General features: G+C 63.1%; 18 protein-coding genes. 4 read left to right on the top strand and 14 right to left on the bottom strand.

What is annotated here, in order from left to right:
* Positions 1-13 precede the first annotated feature (13 nt).
* The 6 genes from ACR30Z_RS08640 to ACR30Z_RS08665 all read right to left on the bottom strand — a co-directional run bounded on the left by ACR30Z_RS08640 (position 14) and on the right by ACR30Z_RS08665 (position 9,680).
* The gene (locus ACR30Z_RS08640) at positions 14-574 is read right to left on the bottom strand and encodes a hypothetical protein (protein WP_144652425.1); all 561 of its coding nucleotides are present in this window, start codon (positions 572-574) and stop codon (positions 14-16) included.
* A complete protein-coding gene (locus ACR30Z_RS08645; protein ID WP_434372117.1) occupies positions 571-1,140 on the bottom strand; it encodes a DUF402 domain-containing protein in 570 nt (189 codons plus the stop codon). The genes ACR30Z_RS08640 and ACR30Z_RS08645 overlap by 4 nt, the downstream gene beginning before the upstream one ends.
* Positions 1,137-3,110, bottom strand: coding sequence for a 1-deoxy-D-xylulose-5-phosphate synthase (gene dxs, locus ACR30Z_RS08650; RefSeq protein ID WP_144652427.1), 1,974 nt, complete (start codon positions 3,108-3,110; stop codon positions 1,137-1,139). Before dxs ends, ACR30Z_RS08645 begins: the two co-directional genes overlap by 4 nt.
* A 175-nt stretch (positions 3,111-3,285) precedes the next feature.
* Positions 3,286-6,093, bottom strand: a complete 2,808-nt coding sequence (gene acnA / locus ACR30Z_RS08655; protein WP_434372118.1) for an aconitate hydratase AcnA — start codon at positions 6,091-6,093, stop codon at positions 3,286-3,288.
* A gap of 245 nt (positions 6,094-6,338) precedes the next feature.
* Positions 6,339-7,706, bottom strand: a complete 1,368-nt coding sequence (locus ACR30Z_RS08660) for a class I SAM-dependent RNA methyltransferase (protein WP_434372120.1) — start codon at positions 7,704-7,706, stop codon at positions 6,339-6,341.
* Positions 7,707-9,680: an APC family permease gene (locus tag ACR30Z_RS08665; RefSeq protein WP_434372121.1), complete on the bottom strand. Its 1,974-nt coding sequence runs from the start codon at positions 9,678-9,680 to the stop codon at positions 7,707-7,709.
* A gap of 114 nt (positions 9,681-9,794) precedes the next feature.
* On the opposite strand from ACR30Z_RS08665, the gene ACR30Z_RS08670 reads away from it, so the two are divergent.
* Positions 9,795-10,466 carry a potassium channel family protein gene (locus ACR30Z_RS08670; protein ID WP_144652466.1) on the top strand — a complete coding sequence of 224 codons (672 nt, stop codon included), beginning with the start codon at positions 9,795-9,797 and terminating at the stop codon, positions 10,464-10,466.
* The gene (locus ACR30Z_RS08675) at positions 10,466-11,200 is read left to right on the top strand and encodes a potassium channel family protein (RefSeq protein WP_144652431.1); all 735 of its coding nucleotides are present in this window, start codon (positions 10,466-10,468) and stop codon (positions 11,198-11,200) included. The genes ACR30Z_RS08670 and ACR30Z_RS08675 overlap by 1 nt, the downstream gene beginning before the upstream one ends.
* Here the strand turns inward: ACR30Z_RS08675 and ACR30Z_RS08680 are convergent.
* The 4 genes from ACR30Z_RS08680 to dut all read right to left on the bottom strand — a co-directional run bounded on the left by ACR30Z_RS08680 (position 11,170) and on the right by dut (position 13,758).
* Positions 11,170-11,949 carry a DUF3159 domain-containing protein gene (locus tag ACR30Z_RS08680; protein WP_144652432.1) on the bottom strand — a complete coding sequence of 260 codons (780 nt, stop codon included), beginning with the start codon at positions 11,947-11,949 and terminating at the stop codon, positions 11,170-11,172. The two genes, ACR30Z_RS08675 and ACR30Z_RS08680, sit on opposite strands and share 31 nt — an antisense overlap.
* Positions 11,946-12,323 (bottom strand): hypothetical protein, encoded by a 378-nt coding sequence (locus ACR30Z_RS08685; RefSeq protein ID WP_434372123.1) that lies wholly within the window; start codon positions 12,321-12,323, stop codon positions 11,946-11,948. The genes ACR30Z_RS08680 and ACR30Z_RS08685 overlap by 4 nt, the downstream gene beginning before the upstream one ends.
* Positions 12,316-13,059: a DUF3710 domain-containing protein gene (locus tag ACR30Z_RS08690; protein WP_434372124.1), complete on the bottom strand. Its 744-nt coding sequence runs from the start codon at positions 13,057-13,059 to the stop codon at positions 12,316-12,318. Before ACR30Z_RS08690 ends, ACR30Z_RS08685 begins: the two co-directional genes overlap by 8 nt.
* Positions 13,060-13,176: 117 nt before the next feature.
* Positions 13,177-13,758, bottom strand: coding sequence for a dUTP diphosphatase (gene dut, locus ACR30Z_RS08695; RefSeq protein ID WP_144652434.1), 582 nt, complete (start codon positions 13,756-13,758; stop codon positions 13,177-13,179).
* A gap of 79 nt (positions 13,759-13,837) precedes the next feature.
* Here dut and ACR30Z_RS08700 point away from each other — a divergent pair, with 79 nt between their 5' ends.
* Positions 13,838-14,335, top strand: a complete 498-nt coding sequence (locus ACR30Z_RS08700; RefSeq protein ID WP_167510517.1) for a DUF3093 domain-containing protein — start codon at positions 13,838-13,840, stop codon at positions 14,333-14,335.
* Between the two features lie 31 nt (positions 14,336-14,366).
* Here ACR30Z_RS08700 and ACR30Z_RS08705 read toward each other — a convergent pair whose 3' ends face one another.
* Positions 14,367-14,666: a DUF4193 domain-containing protein gene (locus ACR30Z_RS08705; RefSeq protein WP_144652435.1), complete on the bottom strand. Its 300-nt coding sequence runs from the start codon at positions 14,664-14,666 to the stop codon at positions 14,367-14,369.
* Positions 14,667-14,954: 288 nt separating this feature from the next.
* Here ACR30Z_RS08705 and sepH point away from each other — a divergent pair, with 288 nt between their 5' ends.
* Complete coding sequence (gene sepH / locus ACR30Z_RS08710; protein ID WP_434372125.1) at positions 14,955-16,295, top strand: septation protein SepH; 1,341 nt, start codon at positions 14,955-14,957, stop codon at positions 16,293-16,295.
* A 16-nt stretch (positions 16,296-16,311) separates the two neighbouring features.
* On the opposite strand, the gene ACR30Z_RS08715 is transcribed toward sepH, so the two are convergent.
* The 3 genes from ACR30Z_RS08715 to ACR30Z_RS08725 are packed head-to-tail and all read right to left on the bottom strand — an operon-like array spanning position 16,312 to position 18,966.
* Positions 16,312-17,022: a thymidine kinase gene (locus tag ACR30Z_RS08715; protein WP_434372126.1), complete on the bottom strand. Its 711-nt coding sequence runs from the start codon at positions 17,020-17,022 to the stop codon at positions 16,312-16,314.
* Positions 17,015-18,244: an alkaline phosphatase family protein gene (locus tag ACR30Z_RS08720; RefSeq protein WP_434372127.1), complete on the bottom strand. Its 1,230-nt coding sequence runs from the start codon at positions 18,242-18,244 to the stop codon at positions 17,015-17,017. Before ACR30Z_RS08720 ends, ACR30Z_RS08715 begins: the two co-directional genes overlap by 8 nt.
* Complete coding sequence (locus tag ACR30Z_RS08725; RefSeq protein ID WP_434372128.1) at positions 18,241-18,966, bottom strand: DUF5998 family protein; 726 nt, start codon at positions 18,964-18,966, stop codon at positions 18,241-18,243. The genes ACR30Z_RS08720 and ACR30Z_RS08725 overlap by 4 nt, the downstream gene beginning before the upstream one ends.
* Between the last annotated feature and the right edge of the window lies 1 nt (position 18,967).

The raw sequence follows: 18,967 nt of genomic DNA on the forward strand, positions 1-18,967 counted from the left end.
CGTTGGGTGCTACTTAGAGAGTAAAGCCCACGCCCTGCTTGGGCGAGTGCTTGACCTTGAACGCAGTGGGATCGCTGTGGGGTGCTGCCGCGATGGTGAGCTTGGTGAAATCCAGGTCCTCGCCACGAACGCAGATCTTGATGGCGTTTACTGCCTTGCTGACGTCCGGGCAAAGGCAGAAGATGTTCAGGCGGCTGTTGCCAATTTCGGAGCGATCCACGATGCCGAGGCCCCGCCACGCCAATTCACCAGTGAGGGCTGCCTTTGCCTTTCGTTCAAGGTGCCGATCCCGCTCGGTACCGTCCTTGGTCTTAAGGGCCAGCTGGGCAACAACCCAAAACTGCTCGGACTCGGGAATTTCGGCGTATCCATCTTCTTCGCATTGGGCGGCAAAGGCATCCATCAGCCCTTCCACCGTGGAGTCGTCGTCCACGCCTGTTTCATCAGTCTTGCTCTGGTGGCCAACCACGCCGTGGTTGACCACGAACTGCTGGTCTTCGTCGTCGTACCAGGCCTCCCGGAAGTGAAGGACTCCCTCTTCGTCCCGCTTGTACGTACGGATAATGCCGCTCATGCTCGTCCTTTCCTGAACCACTCAGCACTGGTGCTGTTATGGCCGGTGATGTCGAATGGTGCTTTCATGGTGTCCACTGCTTCGAAAAGGGCCGTGCATTCTGCCCGCATGGCGGCCACCATTGGTTGTGGATAGCCCATGGCCACCCTGTGATCATCGAACTCGTCTTCGTCATCCACGAACACCCCGTGCTTGGTGGAGCGGATGACGTCCAGGTCCATGTCGATCATGTGGAACTCAGTGACACCCGGTCTGATCGGGTTCCAGGCGTGGGCAGTGGCGAGGTCTACGTAAATCCGGAAGTCGCCAGGATATGAGTCGTCGTAGAACGTGGCCACGAACTCCCCCGCTCGCGGGACCAGCAGGACCGCGTCCGAGGCGGTGTAGAAGGCCGCCCCCGGACGGGAACAAAACTCACCTGCTCCCTGAAAGATCCACCAGCCGTGGATGTCTTCACCGAGGTAGGTGCCGGGCACAACCCAATGCGCGGTGCCGTTCCACTTCCTGTTTCTCGCCACAACCAGATCGCCGGGCTGCAGTGCGCCCGGACCGCGACCGTCGCTCACAACGTGGGCAGACTGCCGGTGGTCGGGTGCTCCTGGCCCGGGAGGGGCCTGGCAAAGGGGACCTTCGTGCCCAAAACCTGGGCTACGACGTCGTGGGTGATCTTCTGGGCGGTGAGCCCTACGCGCTCAAGTACTTGACTGCGGGAACCGTGGACCAGGAATTCCACCGGCAGACCTACTTCGTTGAGGGCAGTGTCTACCCCTGCGGCGCGCATTTCCTGGCGAATTCGCGATCCTACGCCGCCGGCCCTGACGCCGTCCTCAATGCAGATCACCAAGCGGTGGCGTGCAGCGAGGGCAATGATGGATTTGCGGACAGGAAGGACCCAACGGGGGTCCACCACCGTTGAACTGATGCCTTGGGCGCCCAAGCGAGCGGCAACATCGAGTGCGAGCTCCGACATGGCACCCACGCTGACGATCAGGACGTCGTTCTCTGTGGAACCCTCCGGGCGCCGGGCGAGGATGTCCACGCCGTCGTGGAGACGCTCGATGGCCTCCACCTCGGATCCCACGCTGCCTTTGGAGAACCTCACCACCGTGGGGGCGTCATTGATGGCGACAGCCTCCCGCAGTTCCTCGCGGAGCCGGCTGGCATCGCGAGGGGCGGCCAAGTGGAGTCCCGGCACGATCTGGACCATGGCCATGTCCCACATGCCGTGGTGGCTTGGACCATCCGGTCCGGTCACACCGGCACGATCCAAGACGATCGTAACGCCGGCCTTGTGCAACGCCACGTCCATGAGGAGCTGGTCAAAGGCGCGGTTCAGGAAGGTCGCATAAACCGCCACCACCGGGTGCAAGCCGCCGAAGGCCATGCCCGCAGCGGAAGTGAGGGCGTGCTGCTCGGCAATGCCAACATCAATGACACGCTCCGGGTGGCGCTCAGCGAACTTATGCAGCCCCACAGGAATGAGCATGGCGCCGGTGATGCCTACGATGTCGGGACGCTCGTCCGCTATGTCCGCGATCTCCTCGGCGAACACTGAGGTCCAGGACCTGGCACCCGGCATTTCGGTGGACTCGCCCGTTTCGGGGTCGATGATTCCCACCGCATGGAATTGGTCGGCCTCATTGGCAAGTGCCGGAGCGTAGCCATGGCCCTTCTCCGTCATCGCGTGCACGATCACGGGTCCGCCATAGGCTTTGGCTGTATTCAGCGCATGCTCCATGGCCTGAAGGTTGTGTCCGTCCACAGGCCCGATGTACTTCATGCCAAGGTCTTCGAACATCCCTTGAGGTGCCCACCAGTCCTTGATGCCCTTTTTCATGGCATGGAGGCTCTTGTACGTGAACTGTCCTGCAGGGCCGCCATTCTGCAGCTTCCGCTTCCACCAGTCCAACATTCCCTCGTACGCCGGGGCGGTACGCAGCGAGTCGATGGTGGGTCGCAGGGACGCAAGGTAATCGGCAAGGCCACCGACGGTAGGGGCATACGAGCGCCCGTTGTCGTTGACAACAATGACCACGCGTCGCCGCTTGTCAGCGGCAATGTTGTTGATTGCTTCCCACGTCATGCCGCCTGTAAGGGCGCCGTCCCCGACAACCGCGACGACGAACCGGTCGCCTTCGCCGGTCAGCTGGCGGGCACGTGAAATGCCATCGGCCCACGAAAGCGACGACGACGCGTGCGAGCTCTCCACAATGTCATGCTCGGACTCAGCCCGTTCCGGATAACCGGACAGTCCGCCCTGCTGGCGGAGCGTGCTGAAGTCCTGGCGGCCGGTCAGGAGCTTGTGCACATAGGACTGGTGCCCGGTATCGAAAACGATGCTGTCCCGCGGGGACTCAAAGATCCGGTGGACAGCCAGTGTGAGCTCAACGACACCCAGGTTCGGACCGAGGTGTCCACCCGTAGCGGCTACGTTGGTGATCAGGAATTCCCTGATTTCTCCGGCCAGTTGTTCCAGCTCCTGGCCGGACAGTTTGGCCAGGTCCTGTGGATCCTTGACGGTTTCCAAAAGTCCCAACGGCCCTCCTTAGGGTGAATGACGTGCTCGTTAACTTTAGCGCGTGCCGGGGCCCGCGCGTTTGCCCTTGGCACCGATCTCCGGGAGCCGGTGTTCCGGACGCCAACAGCCCCGGCTGGTCGGGCGACCAGCCGGGGCTGTCTGGCTTGGAATCAGCTGGTAACCAGCCGGTTCGCTACGCGGAGATCTGGCGCAGTACGTACTGCAGGATGCCACCGTTGCGGTAGTAGTCCGCTTCACCCGGAGTATCGATACGCAGGACAGCGTCGAACGACTTTGACGTTCCGTCTTCTGCCGTAGCTGTCACCTTGAGCGTCTTCGGCGTGGTGCCGTTGTTCAGCTCGGTGACGCCCTCAACTGCAAAGGTTTCCGTACCGGTCAGGCCCAGCGTTGCAGCCGACTCGCCGGCCGGGAACTGGAGCGGAAGGACACCCATGCCGATCAGGTTGGAGCGGTGAATGCGCTCGTAGCTCTCGGCGATGACTGCCTTGACACCCAGGAGCGCAGTGCCCTTGGCTGCCCAGTCACGGGACGAACCGGAACCGTATTCCTTGCCTGCCAGGACAACCAGCGGCGTTCCCGCAGCCTGGTAGTTCTGGGCGGCGTCGTAGACGTAGGCCTGCGGTGCGCCTTCCTGGCTGAAGTCGCGGGTGAAGCCACCTTCGACGCCGTCCAGGAGCTGGTTCTTGATGCGGATGTTGGCGAAGGTACCGCGGATCATGACTTCGTGGTTGCCACGGCGTGAGCCGTAGGAGTTGAAGTCCTTGCGCTCCACGCCGTTGGCCAGGAGGTACTGGCCGGCAGGAGTGTCCGACTTGAAGGAGCCGGCCGGGGAGATGTGGTCCGTGGTGACGGAATCGCCAAGCTTCAGGAGCACACGGGCGCCGGAGATGTCCTTGACGGGATCCGGCTGCGCCTTCATGCCCTCGAAGTATGGGGGCTTCCGTACATAGGTGGAGTCCTCTGCCCAGGCAAAGGTGTCACCGGCAGGGGTGTCGAGCGCCTTCCAGCGGTCGTCCCCGTCGAAGACGCCTTCGTAACCCTTGGCGAACATGGCCTCGTCGATGGAGGAGTCGATGACTTCCTGCACCTCGGTGGGGTTCGGCCAGATGTCCTTGAGGAAGACCTCGTTGCCTTCGGAGTCCGTGCCCAGGGCGTCAGTCTCGAAGTCGAAGTCCATGGAACCGGCCAGGGCGTAGGCGATGACCAGCGGCGGCGAAGCCAGGTAGTTCATCTTGACGTCCGGGTTGATGCGGCCTTCGAAGTTACGGTTACCCGACAGGACAGCCGTGACAGAGAGGTCGTTGGCTTGGATGGCCTCGGAGATTTCCGGCTCAAGCGGACCCGAGTTGCCAATGCAGGTGGCGCAACCGTAACCCACAATGTAGAAGCCGAGCTTCTCCAGGTAGGGGGTCAGGCCGGACTTCTCGTAGTAGTCGGTGACAACCTTGGAGCCAGGAGCCACGGAGGTCTTGACCCACGGCTTGGATGTCAGGCCCTTGTCCACGGCGTTGCGTGCCAGGAGGGCAGCAGCCAGCATGACCGACGGGTTGGACGTGTTGGTGCAAGAGGTGATCGAGGCGATCGACACAGCGCCGTGGTCCAGTTCGAATTCGCGGCCATCGGCAGTCTTGACGTGCACAGGCGCGGACGGGCGGCCGTGCGCACCGTTCGCAGCGGATGCAACGCGTGCCGTCTCCGTGGTGTGCGAATCGGCGTGCGTGAACGACGGCGAATCGGATGCCGGGAAGGATTCATCCAGGGCCTCGTCCACACTGCCGTCTTCAATGGAGACGTAGTTGTGGATGTCCTTGCGGAACTGCTCCTTGGCGTCCGTGAGCTCGATGCGGTCCTGCGGACGCTTCGGGCCCGAGATGGACGGAACGACCGTGGACAGGTCCAATTCCAGGAACTCGGAGAAGCGCAGTTCGCGGGAGGGATCGTGCCAGAGGCCCTGTTCCTTGGTGTATGCCTCCACGAGGGCGACATTTGCTTCGGAGCGGCCGGTGAGGCGCAGGTAGTCCAAGGTGACATCGTCGATCGGGAACATGGCAGCCGTGGAACCGAATTCCGGGCTCATGTTGCCAATGGTGGCGCGGTTGGCCAGCGGCACGGCTGCAACGCCTTCGCCGTAGAACTCAACGAACTTGCCAACGACACCGTGCTTGCGCAGCATTTCGGTGATGGTCAGAACGACGTCGGTAGCGGTGGCTCCGGCCGGGATGCTGCCGTTGAGCTTGAAGCCAACAACGCGGGGAATCAGCATGGAGACGGGCTGGCCGAGCATTGCTGCCTCAGCTTCGATACCGCCAACGCCCCAGCCCAGGATGCCGAGGCCGTTGACCATGGTGGTGTGGGAGTCGGTGCCAACGCAGGTGTCGGGGTAGGCACGCAGAACGCCGTCGATTTCGCGGGTCATGACGGTCCGTGCCAGGTACTCAATGTTGACCTGGTGGACGATGCCGGTTCCCGGGGGAACAACCTTGAAGTCGTCGAAGGCCGTCTGGCCCCAGCGAAGGAACTGGTAGCGCTCACCATTGCGCTGGTACTCGATCTCCATGTTGCGCTCCAGTGCGCCGGAGTTACCGAAGGCGTCAATCTGGACGGAGTGGTCAATGACCATTTCTGCAGGAGCCAACGGGTTGACGCGCTTGGGGTCACCGCCGAGTTCCTTAACGGCTTCGCGCATGGTGGCGAGGTCAACGACGCAGGGCACGCCAGTGAAGTCCTGCATGATGACTCGTGCCGGGGTGAACTGGATTTCCGTGTCGGGCTCCGCATTGGGATCCCAACCGGCCAGGGCGCGGACATGGTCCGCCGTAATATTGGCGCCATCCTCAGTCCGCAGGAGGTTTTCAAGCAATACCTTAAGGCTGAACGGAAGGCTGTCTGCGCCTTCTACGGAGTTCAACCGGAAAATTTCATAATCGGTGCCGGCTACATTCAGTACGCCTTTGGAACCGAAGCTGTCCACAGTGCTCATGGCAGGACTCCTCTCGCAACAGTTTCATCTTTGTCGCGTGGTTGGCCGCTAGCCAGTTAGGCGCACCTTACTTAGCCGGGCGGCACATCTCTCTTGGTCACCCCTGTCCGCGGCGCGGAACTGCGCGGGGCGGGACTACTACAGCCATCGTAGTGGCATACATCTCCATTGCGGCACTGCCGTGGCGTAAGCTCCGAAACCCGCGGTCCCGCCCGCTGCACCGCGGCGGGCGGGCGGGGTCGCGGTTATGCTGCCGGGACGATGAGGCCCACGGTTTCCAAGTGATGGGTATTGGGGTACAGATCAAAAGCCCGCAGCGACTCCAAGCGCCACCCGCCCTGATGGAAGTAACCCAGATCACGCGCGAACGAGGCGGGGTCGCAGGACACATACGCAATTGCGCGGGGCCCGGTTGCCATCAACTGCTTGACCACAGCCTTGCCTGCGCCGGCACGAGGTGGGTCCAAGACCACTGAATCGAAGCTGCGGGCTCGCTGATGCAGCACGCGTTCGACGCGTCCTTGGACGATTTCCACCTGTGGTTCGCCATGGAGGTTCTTTCGGGCGTCGCGGCTGGTTCCGGGTGCGCCTTCAACGGAAAGCACCGACCCTGTGACTCCCACTGCGTCGGCCAAGGGGGCCGTAAAGAGGCCTGCACCGGCGTACAGGTCGGCAACTGCGGCGCCCGGCTGCAAGTACCCACCTCCGGAAAGGTAGTCCGTTACGGCGCCTACCAGCGTGTTGGGCGCATCCTTATGGATTTGCCAGAAGCCTTCCCCCGTGACGCGGTATTCATGGCCTGCGGCCGTCTCCTGCACCCAGGTCCTCCCCCGCAACTGCAGGACCTCGCCCTTGCTGGGGTCGAAGCTCGCCACCGAAATGTCATGCGGCAGTTGCGCCAGGATGCTGTGCAGCCGCTTGGGGCTGGTGCCTTCCTCGGGCGCCAGCAGCACCAAGGGCCGGGAACCGTTGGAGGGAACAGCGACTTCCACGCGGGCGATGCCCGACAGGTCAAGGTCCCACAGCCGGAGCTCGTTGATCCCCTGGACCGCCAAGGGCATTTCCTTGACAGGAACCACTACGTCCGAGCGGTGGGCATGCATGCCCAACCGCCCTTTGGTGGTGACCGCGAAACTGGCGCGAGTACGCCAGCCCAGTCCGCCGTCGTGGTTGTTACCCACGGCTTCCACCTGGGTGGCGAGGTCCAATCCGGCCAGCCGCTTGAGCTGTTCGGCCAGGACGTCGGCCTTCAGGGCCCGCTGCCGCTGAAGTGATATGTGGCCCAGTTCGGCGCCGCCCACCGGCGGACCGCCCCACTTCCAGGAGCCCAGCGAGTCCGCCAGCTTCCAGAAGTGCGCCACGCGGTCCGGAGAAGCTTCCAGGACCTCGACGACGTCGGCGCGCCAGAAGCGCGATGAGTCGCCTGAGTCGGTCAGTCGGACACGAACCTTCTCGCCCGGGATGGCATGGCGGACGAAGATGACGCGGCCTTCGTGGCGGGCGACGAAGTGCCCACCGTGGGCGATGGGCCCCACGTCCACGACGATTTCAGTGCCATTGATGCCCTGACCTTCGCTGTGTTCGGTTGGGGAGGAATTGCTGTGGGAGGTCATTTAGGTATCCTGCAGTGCCTTTGCTTCTTCGGACGACTTCAGCTGCCACGGAACGCTGGCAACCATGACGCCGGGCTCGAAATGGAGCCGGGTCTTGATTCGGAGTGCGGTCTGGTTATGGACCAATTGTTCCCACCACTTGCCCACCACGTATTCGGGGATGTACACCACTATCAAGTCCCGCGGTGAGTCACGGCGCATGTTCTTGATGTAGTCCATGATGGGGGTCACGGTCTCACGGTAGGGGCTGGCCAACACGGTCAGTGGGACGGGAATCTCCAGTTTCTCCCAGTCCCTGACAGTGTGTTCAGTCTCTTCGGTGTTAATGTCCACGGTCACAGCATCCAGGCGCGATGGCCGCGAAGCCCGTGCATAGGCCAGGGCCCGAAGGACCGGCTTGCGGACGTGGGAGACGAGGAGCACAGCGTGGACCCGTGTGGGGAGGGCACGCGGTGACGAGTCTTCATCCACGGCAAGTTCCTTCGCCACGTTGTCATAGTGTGCGCGGATGCTCCACATGATCAGGAACAAGACGAACATGGCGAGGAGTGCAATCCAGGCACCTTGCTCAAACTTGGTGATCAGGACAATGACAAGCACCAAGGCCGTCATGCCGAACCCCAGCATGTTGATGGTGCGCGACTTGAAGATCCGGCGGCGGACAGCTTTGTCCTTGGCCAGCTTCAGTTCCCGGCCCCAATGCCGGATCATGCCGAGTTGGCTGGCCGTAAACGAAATGAAGACGCCCACAATGTACAGCTGGATCAGTTTGGTGACGTCGGCGTTGAACGCCAGGATCAAGACCAGCGCGCCTGCCGCAAGGGCGAGGACGCCGTTACTGAACGCCAGCCTGTCACCCCGCGTGCGGAGCTGGCGTGGAAGGTAGCCGTCCTGGGCGAGGATGGAACCCAGCACCGGGAAACCATTGAAGGCCGTGTTGGAGGCAAAAACCAGGATGACGCCCGTTGCTGCGACGACGACATAGAAGAGGATGGAGCCGGAACCGAAAATGGTGTCGGCTATCTGGCTGATCGCAGGGGTCTGGATGTAGCCCTCAGGAAGCGGTTTGCCATCCACCAGGAACTCCCTGGCGGGATCCAGGACAATGTGCACCTTGGTGGCGTTGGCCAGGTACAGGATTCCGGCAAGCATGGATGCCGCAATGACACCCAGGAGCAAAAGCGTGGTAGCGGCATTCTTGCTTTTCGGTTTCCGGAAATTCGGCACGCCGTTACTGATGGCTTCCACCCCTGTCAGGGCTGCGGCGCCAGAGGAGAACGCCCGCAACAGCAGGAATGCGCCAGCCAAGCCCACCAGTCCTTCATCGAAGCCGGGTTCGGGAACAATGGTGAAGTTCGCCGAGGGCGCTTCCCCCAGCTGGCCCGTGATGGCCTGGAAAATACCTACCGCGGTCATGCCGAGGATGGAAGCCATGAAGATGTAGGTGGGGACGGCGAAGAGTGTCCCGGCTTCCTTGACACCACGGAGGTTCACCAGCGCGAGGATGACGACACCAATCGTGGCGATCAGCGCCTGTTGTCCATGAAGCGACGGGATGGCGGTGGTCAGGTAGGTAGCCGCCGACGACATGGACACCGCCACAGTCAGCACATAATCCACCAGCAGGGCGGAAGCGACGGTGAGTCCGGCGTACTTGCCGAGGTTGACGTTCGCAATTTCATAGTCGCCTCCCCCGGACGGATACGCATGGACGTTTTGGCGGTAGGACGCCACGACTGTGAGCAAAACCACCATGACCGCCAGCCCAACCAGCGGTGAAAACGCCACGGCGCTGACGCCTGCCAGGGCCAGCGTCAGGAGGATTTCATCGGGGGCATATGCCACCGAGGACAAGGCATCCGAGGCGAAGATCGGCAAAGCGATGCGTTTGGGCAACAAGGTGTGGGACAGGCGGTCATTCCGGACAGGCCGGCCCACCAACACCCGCTTTGCGGCATTCAGAATTGTCAGCACTCCGCAAAGCTACTCTGAATCACCAGCGATGTCATGACGGCGGTCGCGGGCTTACGCACGACGCACCGGTAAAGTCATACCGAGCGGCAGGGACAACACACATTAGGAGACATGGTGGCTCACTTCGTGATCATGGGTTGCGGCCGCGTCGGCGCGACCCTTGCACACACTCTGGAGGATGCAGGCCATTCGGTGGCCATCATCGATCAGGATGAGCGGGCTTTCCGCCGGCTCCGCAACACGTTCACCGGGCGCAAGGTCACCGGCGTCGGCTTCGACCGGGACACCTTGAAGCAGGCCGGTGTCGAAGAGGCTTACGCTTTTGCCGCCGTTTCCAGTGGAGACAATTCGAATATCCTGGCTACCCGAGTGGCCCGCGAGACGTTCCACGTTGCCCACGTCGTTGCCCGCATCTACGATCCCGGCCGCGCCGAAATCTACCAGCGCCTCGGTATCCCTACGGTTGCGGCCGTGCGATGGAGCGCCGACCAGGTTCTACGCCGTATTCTTCCCGAGCAACACCTGGCCGGGGATTACCGCGAGCCCTCAGGACGCCTGGTCCTGGCTGAAGTGGATCTGCACCCGGACTGGATTGGACACAGCCTCAACTCCATCGAGGCCGCCTCGGGAATCCGCATCGCCTTCCTCACCCGGTTCGGCGAGGGCCTGCTGCCCCAGACAGGCACGGCCTACCAGGAAGGCGACACCGTCCACGCGATGGTGAGCCTGGACAGGGCATCCGAAACCAGCCGGATCCTCGCCAAAGCACCCGCCAAGGAGTCTTAGTGAAAGTTGTCATCGTTGGCGCAGGAAGCGTCGGCTCGTCCATTGCCCGTGAGCTCCTCGCCCACAACCACCAGATCCTGCTGATAGACCTCAAACCCGAGGTCATCGGTCGCAGTGGACTGCGTGGTGCCCGCTGGCTGGTGGGCGATGCCTGCGAACTGAGCACCCTGCAGGACGCCAAACTTGAGGATGCCGACGTCGTGGTTTCCGCCACGGGCGACGACAAAGTCAATCTTGTCGTGTCGCTGCTCGCCAAGACTGAATTCGGCGTGGGGCGAACCGTTGGCCGTGTCAATAACCCCAAGAATGACTGGATGTTCAACGATTCCTGGGGCGTCGACGTCGCGGTCAACACGCCGCAGCTCATGACAGCCCTGGTGGAAGAGGCCGTGGAGATCGGCGACATCGTCCGTTTGCTGACCCTTCAGACCGGTGTGGCCTCGATCGTCGAATTCACCGTCCCGCACGACTCGCACATCATTGGCAGCACGGTGGGAGGGATCGAATGGCCGGAGGATGCAACACTGGTGGCCATTCTTCGCGACCAAGCCCCCATCACACCCACCCGAGACGACGTCCTGGACGGCGGCGACGAGCTTTTCTTCGTCACCACCATAGCCGCAGAGGACGGTCTGCGAGCCCTGCTGTCACCGGGATCCGCTGACGGGCAGGAACCCCGGGAAGGCGGTCCCGAAGTAACCGATCAGACCGCGGACGACGGCTTCGACGGCTGAGGCGCGGGCTTGGTGACCAGCCAAGCCACCCACAGGCCAAGGATGTAGAGCGGGGCACCCATGAGAAGCCTGGTGGTGGCCAACGCTGTCAGGCCGCCCTCCCCCATGAAGTACAGCGGCACCTGCACCACCAACCGGAGCGCCAGGACAGCCACGACGATCCAGGTACCGAGTTTGTAGGCCTTCAGGCGTTCGGGATCCTTTCGCCACTCCAGTCCCTCGTTACGAACGAAACCAAAGAGCAGGCCTGCCACCGGCCATTTGAGCGCGATGGAGAGGACCATGGCTGCGATGTAGGCGATGTTGGTGAAGAAGCCCAGGACGTAGAAGTCCTCCGCCTTTCCGGTGGTATTGGCCAACCAGGCGGAAATTCCGACGCCGACCACACCGGCAAGCGCCTGCGTCAGGGGACGTCGCTGGATCAGGCGAACAACCGTGAACACGGCTGCGGCAGCCAAGGCCGCGATCAGCGACGGCGTCAGGTCACGGGTGATGGTGAACGCCACCAGGAAGACCAGGCCGGGGATGATGCTCTCGGCGATGCCCTGAACTCCACCCGCGGATTTCAGCATGTCGACGTGGCCCGCGCTGTTCCGGTGAAGCCCGGCCTTTTCGGCGTATCCGGCAGCGAGATCCGACATGCTGGGCCCTTCCACGCCGGCTTTGGCGGCATCCGACAACGGTGCCTCGTCATCGTGCGGCGTCGGCCGCACGGTGTCCTTCGGTTCCGAACCGTTGGCCGGGGTCATAGATGCTCCTGACGGGAAAGAATTTCGTAGCGTGGATTGAACATGGCCGGGAGACCGTCCACCCGTGTCACCATGCCCTTGAGTCGAAGCCGCACTCCGGCTTCAATTCCCGGAACACGGGTTCGGCCCAACCAGATCACCCGGAGGCGGTCGTTGGGCTTTCCAGTCCCTCCAGGGGACACAGCCGAGCGGGCTCCGGGCCTCAGGGCGTCCACCACCACAGCTGAAAAGAAAGGCTGTTCGCTGGGTGGTTGGTGCGTCACCGATTCAATGAATCCGGTGCACACGGCCCTGCCCCGGGCAGGAAGGTCGCGCACTCCCTGCCTGTGGGGCTGCTGGTCGGCGAATCCGCCAAGACCCGGGGAATCAGCCAATCTGGGTGATCTCCGGGCCCCGCTCCGGCTGCTGCAACTCGGGAGCATTCTGGGGAGCACCGGCCTGTCCTGGCACAGCTGCGTCCTTGGGCAGGCGGAGCTGCAGCAACTCGCGCGGCGGCATCGGGTTGTCACCGCGAACCACCACCACTCGGCGGAAGAGCTCTTCCAACCCGGCTGCGGCGTCGCGGTCCAACGCCGCTTCCCCGCCGAGGACGCCACGGAGGAACCAGCGGGGTCCGTCCACGCCCATGAAGCGGGCTGCCCGGAATCCGCGGCTGCCATCAGCGGCTTCTGCGGGGAGTTTGGCCACGAGCTCCGTGCCGAACGTTCCGGCAATTTCCTCGGTTTCACCGCCCTGGCTGGCCACAGACTGGTTGATCTGTTCCCGAATCTCCTCCCACAGCCCCTCGGAACGGGGAGCCGCGAAGGCTTGGAGCTGGAGGCTGGATCCGGCAAGGTCCAATGTCACAGCGACCACGCGCTGGGTGGCTTCTTCCACCTCGAGCCTTAGCTGAAGACCTTCTGCCGGCGCGATCAGCAGCGCACCAAGATCAACGTAGCCATCGTGGCTTTCAATCTCATCTACGTCCAGGGGGCCTTTACCCAGCCGGAAGTCGCCTCGCGTGCCCACCCCGTCCGGTTCAGGGCTCTGCGCCTCGGTACCGGATTCGTCGACGGTACCGGCGGTCTCCGACCGCTCGTCCTTGGACTTCTTGCCGCGCCCAAAAAGCATTGGGTTTTCTCCTTAGTAGTGGTCTATCCCCAAGTAAACCGCAACCACGTTCAACCACGTAAACCAAACCAATGAGCCAAGTCCCGGTCTGCAACGCACGCCGATTGAGTGGTCTGCTCAGGCCTTCGGTGCGTTGAAGCCGCCGGTGGAACCGAAGCCGCCGGTTCCTCGAACGGAATCAGTCAATTGGTCTACCGGCACGAACCGCGCGTATTCAACGCGCTGAATCACCATCTGTGCAATTCTATCGCCGCGCTTGAGGTCGATGGCATGGTTTTGGTCAGTGTTGAGCAGCGTGACCGCGATTTCGCCGCGGTAACCGGCATCCACCGTCCCGGGGGCGTTCACGACGGTCAGTCCGTGCTTGGTGGCCAGGCCCGAGCGCGGGTGGATGAGGGCCACGAATCCGTGGGGCAGCGCAATGGAAACACCAGTGGGAACAAGCTTCCGCTCGCCCGGGGCGAGGTAGACATCCTCACGGGCACGGAGGTCGGCGCCGGCATCGCCAGGGTGCGCATACGAGGGTGCTTCCAACCCGGCGTCGAGCATTTTCAACTGCACGTCCAATGTGGGGGCTCCGTATCCTGCGGGGGTGCTGCTGTCCGCGGGGGTGCTGCTGTCCGCTTTCGCGGGGGCTTCGTCTGTACTGAATACTGCGGTCTCGTTGCTCACAGTGGACCATTCTACGGTGAGTGGCATCTCCTGTGCCCTACCTCCCAGCCCACGTGATCACCGGACATGGACGCAGCGGCAGTCCATCGCCGGATAAGCTGGACCCATGCCTACGCCTGACCAGTCCGTCCCTGTGCCTGCCCGGAACTCCCCCTCGTCCTCGGAGGTCCTGTACACGGAGAAACTGTGGCCGTCCGTGTGGATATGGATTGTGGTTGTTGGCCTGTCGGGCGCCGGCGTCCTCATGTTTGGTCCCATCAGCGCCGCCACTGGCATCATCGCCGCCCTCGTCTTGCTGGCCATCATGACCATCATGTTGGTGCTTTCCACTCCCACCATCACCGTCACACCTGACACCGTTCGTGTGGGCCGGGCGAGTATCGACCGCAAGTTTGTGGGTTCGGTCCAGGCATTCAAGAAAGCGGAAGCCACGGCAGAACGAGGCCCCCGCCTCAATGGGCTGGCATATATGTGCTTCCGGGGTTGGATCGACCCTGTGGTCAAGATCGAGATCACGGACCCGGCGGACCGGACACCTTACTGGCTGGCGTCGTCCCGGAGGCCGGATGAGCTCGTTTCGGCGCTGACGGCACCGCGAAAATGACAGCTACCAGCCACACGGCTTGTCCTGTCTTTTAGCTCTCGCACTCGGTGCAGTACAGGTGCCCACCCCTCTCGGCGGCGATCTGGGACCTGTGTTTGACCAGGAAGCAGTTGAAACACGTGAATTCGTCCGCCTGGGGCGGCATGACCTGAATCAGGAGTTCCTCTCCTGAGAGGTCGGCTCCCGGCAATTCGAAGCCATCGGCGAGCTCGGTTTCATCGACGTCCACCGCGGAGGATTGCTTCCCCGACTGGCGCGTCTTGAGCTCCTCCAGGGAATCCTCGCTGACATCTTCCTCGGTCTTCCGAGGGGCATCGTAATCGGTGGCCATGGTCCTTCCTTGTCCTCCGTACCTGTTGCGGGTGGAATGCCGGCCGTGGCGGGACCTCCCGCCGCCGGTGTATGGGTGCAACGCCGGACGCACCGGTTTTCTGCCCGATATCGGGCAGATTGTCCTCCCCCCGTCCACGAAAGTCCATAGACACTGTCCTGGACCGGAAACCCCGATATTCGGAAGGTTTCACCGGAATATCACGGCACGCCCTCTGTCCTAGTAGGAAAAGGCCCCGGCGGGTGGCAGAGTTTCGAATGTCAGTTATGCCATGTGGTGGAGGGTGTTATGCAGGATCTACGACTGGTAGGCGTCCACGACGACGGCGGGCATCTGCTCCTCAGCGGTCCCGGTGGTGCGATGTTCCAGCTTCCGATCGACGAGGCCCTCCGGGCTGCAGCGAGCCGGACCCCCGCCCAAGTGGCTGCGCGTGCCTCCAATACTCCGATTGCCATGTCCCCGCGGGACATCCAGTCCAGAATTCGAAGCGGAGCCACTGCGGCTGAAGTTGCCGAGCTTTCCGGCCTTCCGTTGGCCAACGTCCAGCGCTACGAAGGCCCTGTGCTGGCAGAGCGTGAGTACGTGGTGCGGCAGGCCCGCAACATCGAGGTCGCTTCCCCTGCCCCCGGCCATGACATCTATCGCTCGGCTTTCGGTGACACCCCGGCCACTCTCGGCGACATGGTGGATCACCGTCTTGCTGCCCACGGTATTGATACCGCGACGGTCGAATGGGACTCCTGGCGCCGCCCCGATGGTTCCTGGACGGTGGTTGCACGGTTCGAGACAGTACCGGGCGCCCACGGGAGCATCGGCGAGGAACCTCCCGCGATGTGGACTTTCAGCCCCCAGCGCAAGTCGCTGCAGAATGCCAACCGGTGGGCCCAGCAACTCAGTGAACTCGAGCCTCTGGACGGTCCTGTACCCGCACGAAGGCTTGCTGCTGTCTCTGACAGGCCATTCGATTTCGAGAGCGACGCCGAGGCAGCTGCACGCACGTCCGCGAAGGAATCGGACAGCCTCCTGGAAATGCTCCGATCACGCCGCGGCCAACGCCTGGGGGTAGACGAGGACGGCGACGACGCCTTGGCCGTCCTGCTAAGTAACGTTCCGGCAGCCCACCCGCGCCCCGGTGACGACGCTGACGAGATCTCCGAAGAATCCGTCATTGCGGACGCGGAACCAGCTGCACCGGTGGCCGAGGAACCGGCGCGGAAGGACGCGCGGCCATCGATGCTTTCCCGGCTGAGCCTGGCTCCCCGGCACTTTGACACCCATGATGATGACGACGATTCCCTCAAACTTCACAATGGCGTCAGCACGGATACCCGCGAAATTACAGTGGTGGCCAGCCCGCTGCGACCCGTCACATCGCTAACGCCACGCAAGCCCGCCGGGCTCGACGAACTGCTCGGCGGCAGCGTGAATGCCCAGCCCCAGGTGGGAGGCGAGACTCCGCGCGCGGAGTCACCGCAGGAGAACCCCCGTGGCGAATCTGCCGCTGATGTTACAAAGGACCCCGAGGTCGCAAAAGACCCTGACGCCCCCGCAGAACGTCAGCCGTCCCGACCGAAGAGGTCCAGCATTCCCAGCTGGGATGAGATCGTTTTCGGGGCTCGCGGAGACTAGCCGCAGGCCCCGGCAGTCACCCCTGCCGAAGTGCTCCTGCTCCGGGCCAAAGACAAGCATCAACGTCGAATGGCAGTGGCTGGTCGGCCCCTGCCATCACGTTGGCGCCGTGTGCGGTGACACGCCTCATGTAATGGCGGCGGCAGAGCGTCTCATATCCCACGGCGCCCGCATCGGAGATGTCGTCGCCTGTAGCGGGGGCGACGTCGCCCACCATCACTTGCTCGCCTTCCACCACCATGATGCCGTTCACCGTCCGGGCATTCTGCGTTGCCCGGCGGCCGCACCAGCACAGGGCTTCCACCTGCAGCACCTGAACCTTGTCGGCGAGCTCAATGAGGCGCTGCGAGCCGGGGAACAACCTGGTGCGGAAGTCGGAGGTAATCCCGAAGGCAAAGACATCCACGTCCATTTCGTCCACCACCCGTGCCAACTGCTCCACCTGGGACGCCGAGTAGAACTGCGCTTCATCACAGATCAGGTAGTCAACGCGAAGGCCGCTGGTGCGTCGGGCAACAACCTCGTCCCAGAAATCAGTGTCGCCACCAACTTCCACGGCGTCGGTCTGCAGGCCCAGCCTGCTGGAGATCGTCGAATCCCCCGCGCGGTCGTTGCAGCTGAAGCGGACGCCTCCGCGGCCGCGTGCTCGGTGGTTGTAGTCCATTTGGAGGGCCAGTGTGGACTTGCCGCAGTCCATGGTCCCTGAGAAGAAGACCAGCTCAGCCACGCTTGCCCTTTCGGCCGGCAGCAGTAAAGCACAGCAGGGGTACTTCGCGTTCGGCCTTGGTCAGCGAACCGTGCTGACCCACCACCTCCAGTGATGCCGGCCTGGCCCGGCGGGTGTCATACAACGCCAGGGTATCGCGGGCTGCGATCATGACGTCGCCGATGCGGGGTGCCACCTCGGGGCGGACTGTGCCAAACAAGCCGGCCTCGGAAGCCTGGCCGCGGGTGAAAACCCAGATCCGTTCGCCGAAGCGCCGACGCCAGGCGGCAATCAGTGAGTCCCGGTGGGCCTCGGTGGCATCCGGTTCAAGGTAGAGGTGCACCATGCGAGGTTCTCCCGCTGTGTGCCGGACACCGGCAACCAACGATTCGTCAGCGGAGTAGTCCAGGCGTTGGGATTCGGGGACGTCCAGCATGCCGTGGTCTCCGGTGAGCAGGATGGTGGTCCCCGTCGGCAATGTGGCGGAAAGCCTCTTGACCGTGGAGTCGAGCTCTTCAAGCTGGTGCTCCCACCGATCCGATTGGCAGCCGTAACGGTGCCCGGCTTTGTCGAGCTCGTTGACGTAGAAGTACATCAGTGATTTTTCGCCGCCGGACATGGCTTCCGCAGCTGCGGCCGTCCGCGCGTGGAGCGTGGTGCCGCCAACGAATCGGCTTCCCCGGAGCGCCGCCTGGGTCATCGGGGAATTGCCAAATTGCGGCAGGCTGACCGTCACGACGTCCAGCTCCGAGGCCACGCGTTCAAAAACGGTAGCGTGAGGTTGCCACTTGGCCGGGTCCACCAGCGGATCCCAGTTGCCCAAGAGGTTCACTACCTTGTCCTGTGCGGGATCGAGGACGTCGTAGCCCACCATGCCATGCTGCCCTGCCGGCAGCCCGGTACCGAGGCTCGCGAGGGAAGCCGCCGTGGTGCTGGGGAAGGCGGAGTCGATCCACTGCGGGACGTTTCGCTGTCCGCCAGCAAGGACTGAACGGAGGAAGGGCGTGTGGGAGGACTTCTGCTTGAGCAGGTTCCGCCCCAGTCCATCGGCCAGAACAACGCAGACACGCTGAGCTGAAGGCAACTGCAGCTGGTTGGTGAAGCCGGGCACGCCGAGCGCGGCAGCGGAACTCGTGAAGACCTCAGCGATCGACTTGCTCCCGAAGAGCGGGGCCGAGGGGAGGTGGTCGTGAGAGGCTGCCCCGGGAGCTGGGTCCACGTGGTTCTGTGCAGTTTCCCTCAACGCTGATGTCCGCGGCTGAGGCGGTTGCTGAAGACGCCCGAACGCGGCCTGGGCGCAGGGATACTGGCATGCTGGACAGGGCTCGGGTTACCCGTGTTGACCGCGCGCAGTGCACGGGCAAAGAGCTTGGCGTCCTGGACGGCCTGGAGGCCATCGGCCTCGGCGCTGATGCGCAGTACGATGTCTTCCTGGGCGATGGTTCCGCTGTAGCCGTGATCGGCCTCGCACTGCGGATCCCCGCAGCTCGCCGGTCCCATGTCCAGCCGTTGCCCGCCGGACCATGCAATGGACACGGTCAGCTCGCGGACGGGATCGGACGGCTTGTAGTCCTGGGGCTGGGAGTACATGTAGCTCAGGACCACCGAACGGATTTGGGCCACCGGGACGGACTCGGTGGAAATCTGGGCAACGATTTGCTCACCGGCTTCGTCCAACTGCTGGTCGTCCACGTGGGTGATCACCAGCATGTCCTCCGTCAGGACCAGCACGGTAATGTGCCGGCGAACTTCGGCACGGTCGAAGTGCGTCTCCAGATGCACCAGGTGTGACAAGCACTCGCGGCCGTCCAAGGCGTCGTCCACGACGTCGGCAACCAACCGCGGGTAGAAACCTGCTTGCTGCAGTGCCTGGTCCAGACTCTGTCCCTGCGAGCTGTGATGATGCGCGGTGTGGTGCCCGGTGTTGGACGGGCGGGATTGAGGCGTCGGAGACTGGGTGCTCATC

The organism is Paenarthrobacter sp. FR1, assembly GCF_051106045.1.
Classification (GTDB): domain Bacteria; phylum Actinomycetota; class Actinomycetes; order Actinomycetales; family Micrococcaceae; genus Arthrobacter; species Arthrobacter nitroguajacolicus_A.

Bases quoted from the DNA above. Each gene is read 5' to 3' on its own strand.
- ACR30Z_RS08640 (WP_144652425.1), bottom strand. From the start codon at position 574: ATGAGCGGCATTATCCGTACGTACAAGCGGGACGAAGAGGGAGTCCTT.
- ACR30Z_RS08660 (WP_434372120.1), bottom strand. From the start codon at position 7,706: ATGACCTCCCACAGCAATTCCTCCCCAACCGAACACAGCGAAGGTCAG.
- sepH (WP_434372125.1), top strand. From the start codon at position 14,955: ATGCAGGATCTACGACTGGTAGGCGTCCACGACGACGGCGGGCATCTG.
- ACR30Z_RS08725 (WP_434372128.1), bottom strand. From the start codon at position 18,966: ATGAGCACCCAGTCTCCGACGCCTCAATCCCGCCCGTCCAACACCGGG.
- ACR30Z_RS08680 (WP_144652432.1), bottom strand. From the start codon at position 11,949: ATGACCCCGGCCAACGGTTCGGAACCGAAGGACACCGTGCGGCCGACG.
- ACR30Z_RS08690 (WP_434372124.1), bottom strand. From the start codon at position 13,059: ATGCTTTTTGGGCGCGGCAAGAAGTCCAAGGACGAGCGGTCGGAGACC.
- acnA (WP_434372118.1), bottom strand. From the start codon at position 6,093: ATGAGCACTGTGGACAGCTTCGGTTCCAAAGGCGTACTGAATGTAGCC.
- ACR30Z_RS08705 (WP_144652435.1), bottom strand. From the start codon at position 14,666: ATGGCCACCGATTACGATGCCCCTCGGAAGACCGAGGAAGATGTCAGC.
- dut (WP_144652434.1), bottom strand. From the start codon at position 13,758: ATGCCACTCACCGTAGAATGGTCCACTGTGAGCAACGAGACCGCAGTA.
- ACR30Z_RS08700 (WP_167510517.1), top strand. From the start codon at position 13,838: ATGCCTACGCCTGACCAGTCCGTCCCTGTGCCTGCCCGGAACTCCCCC.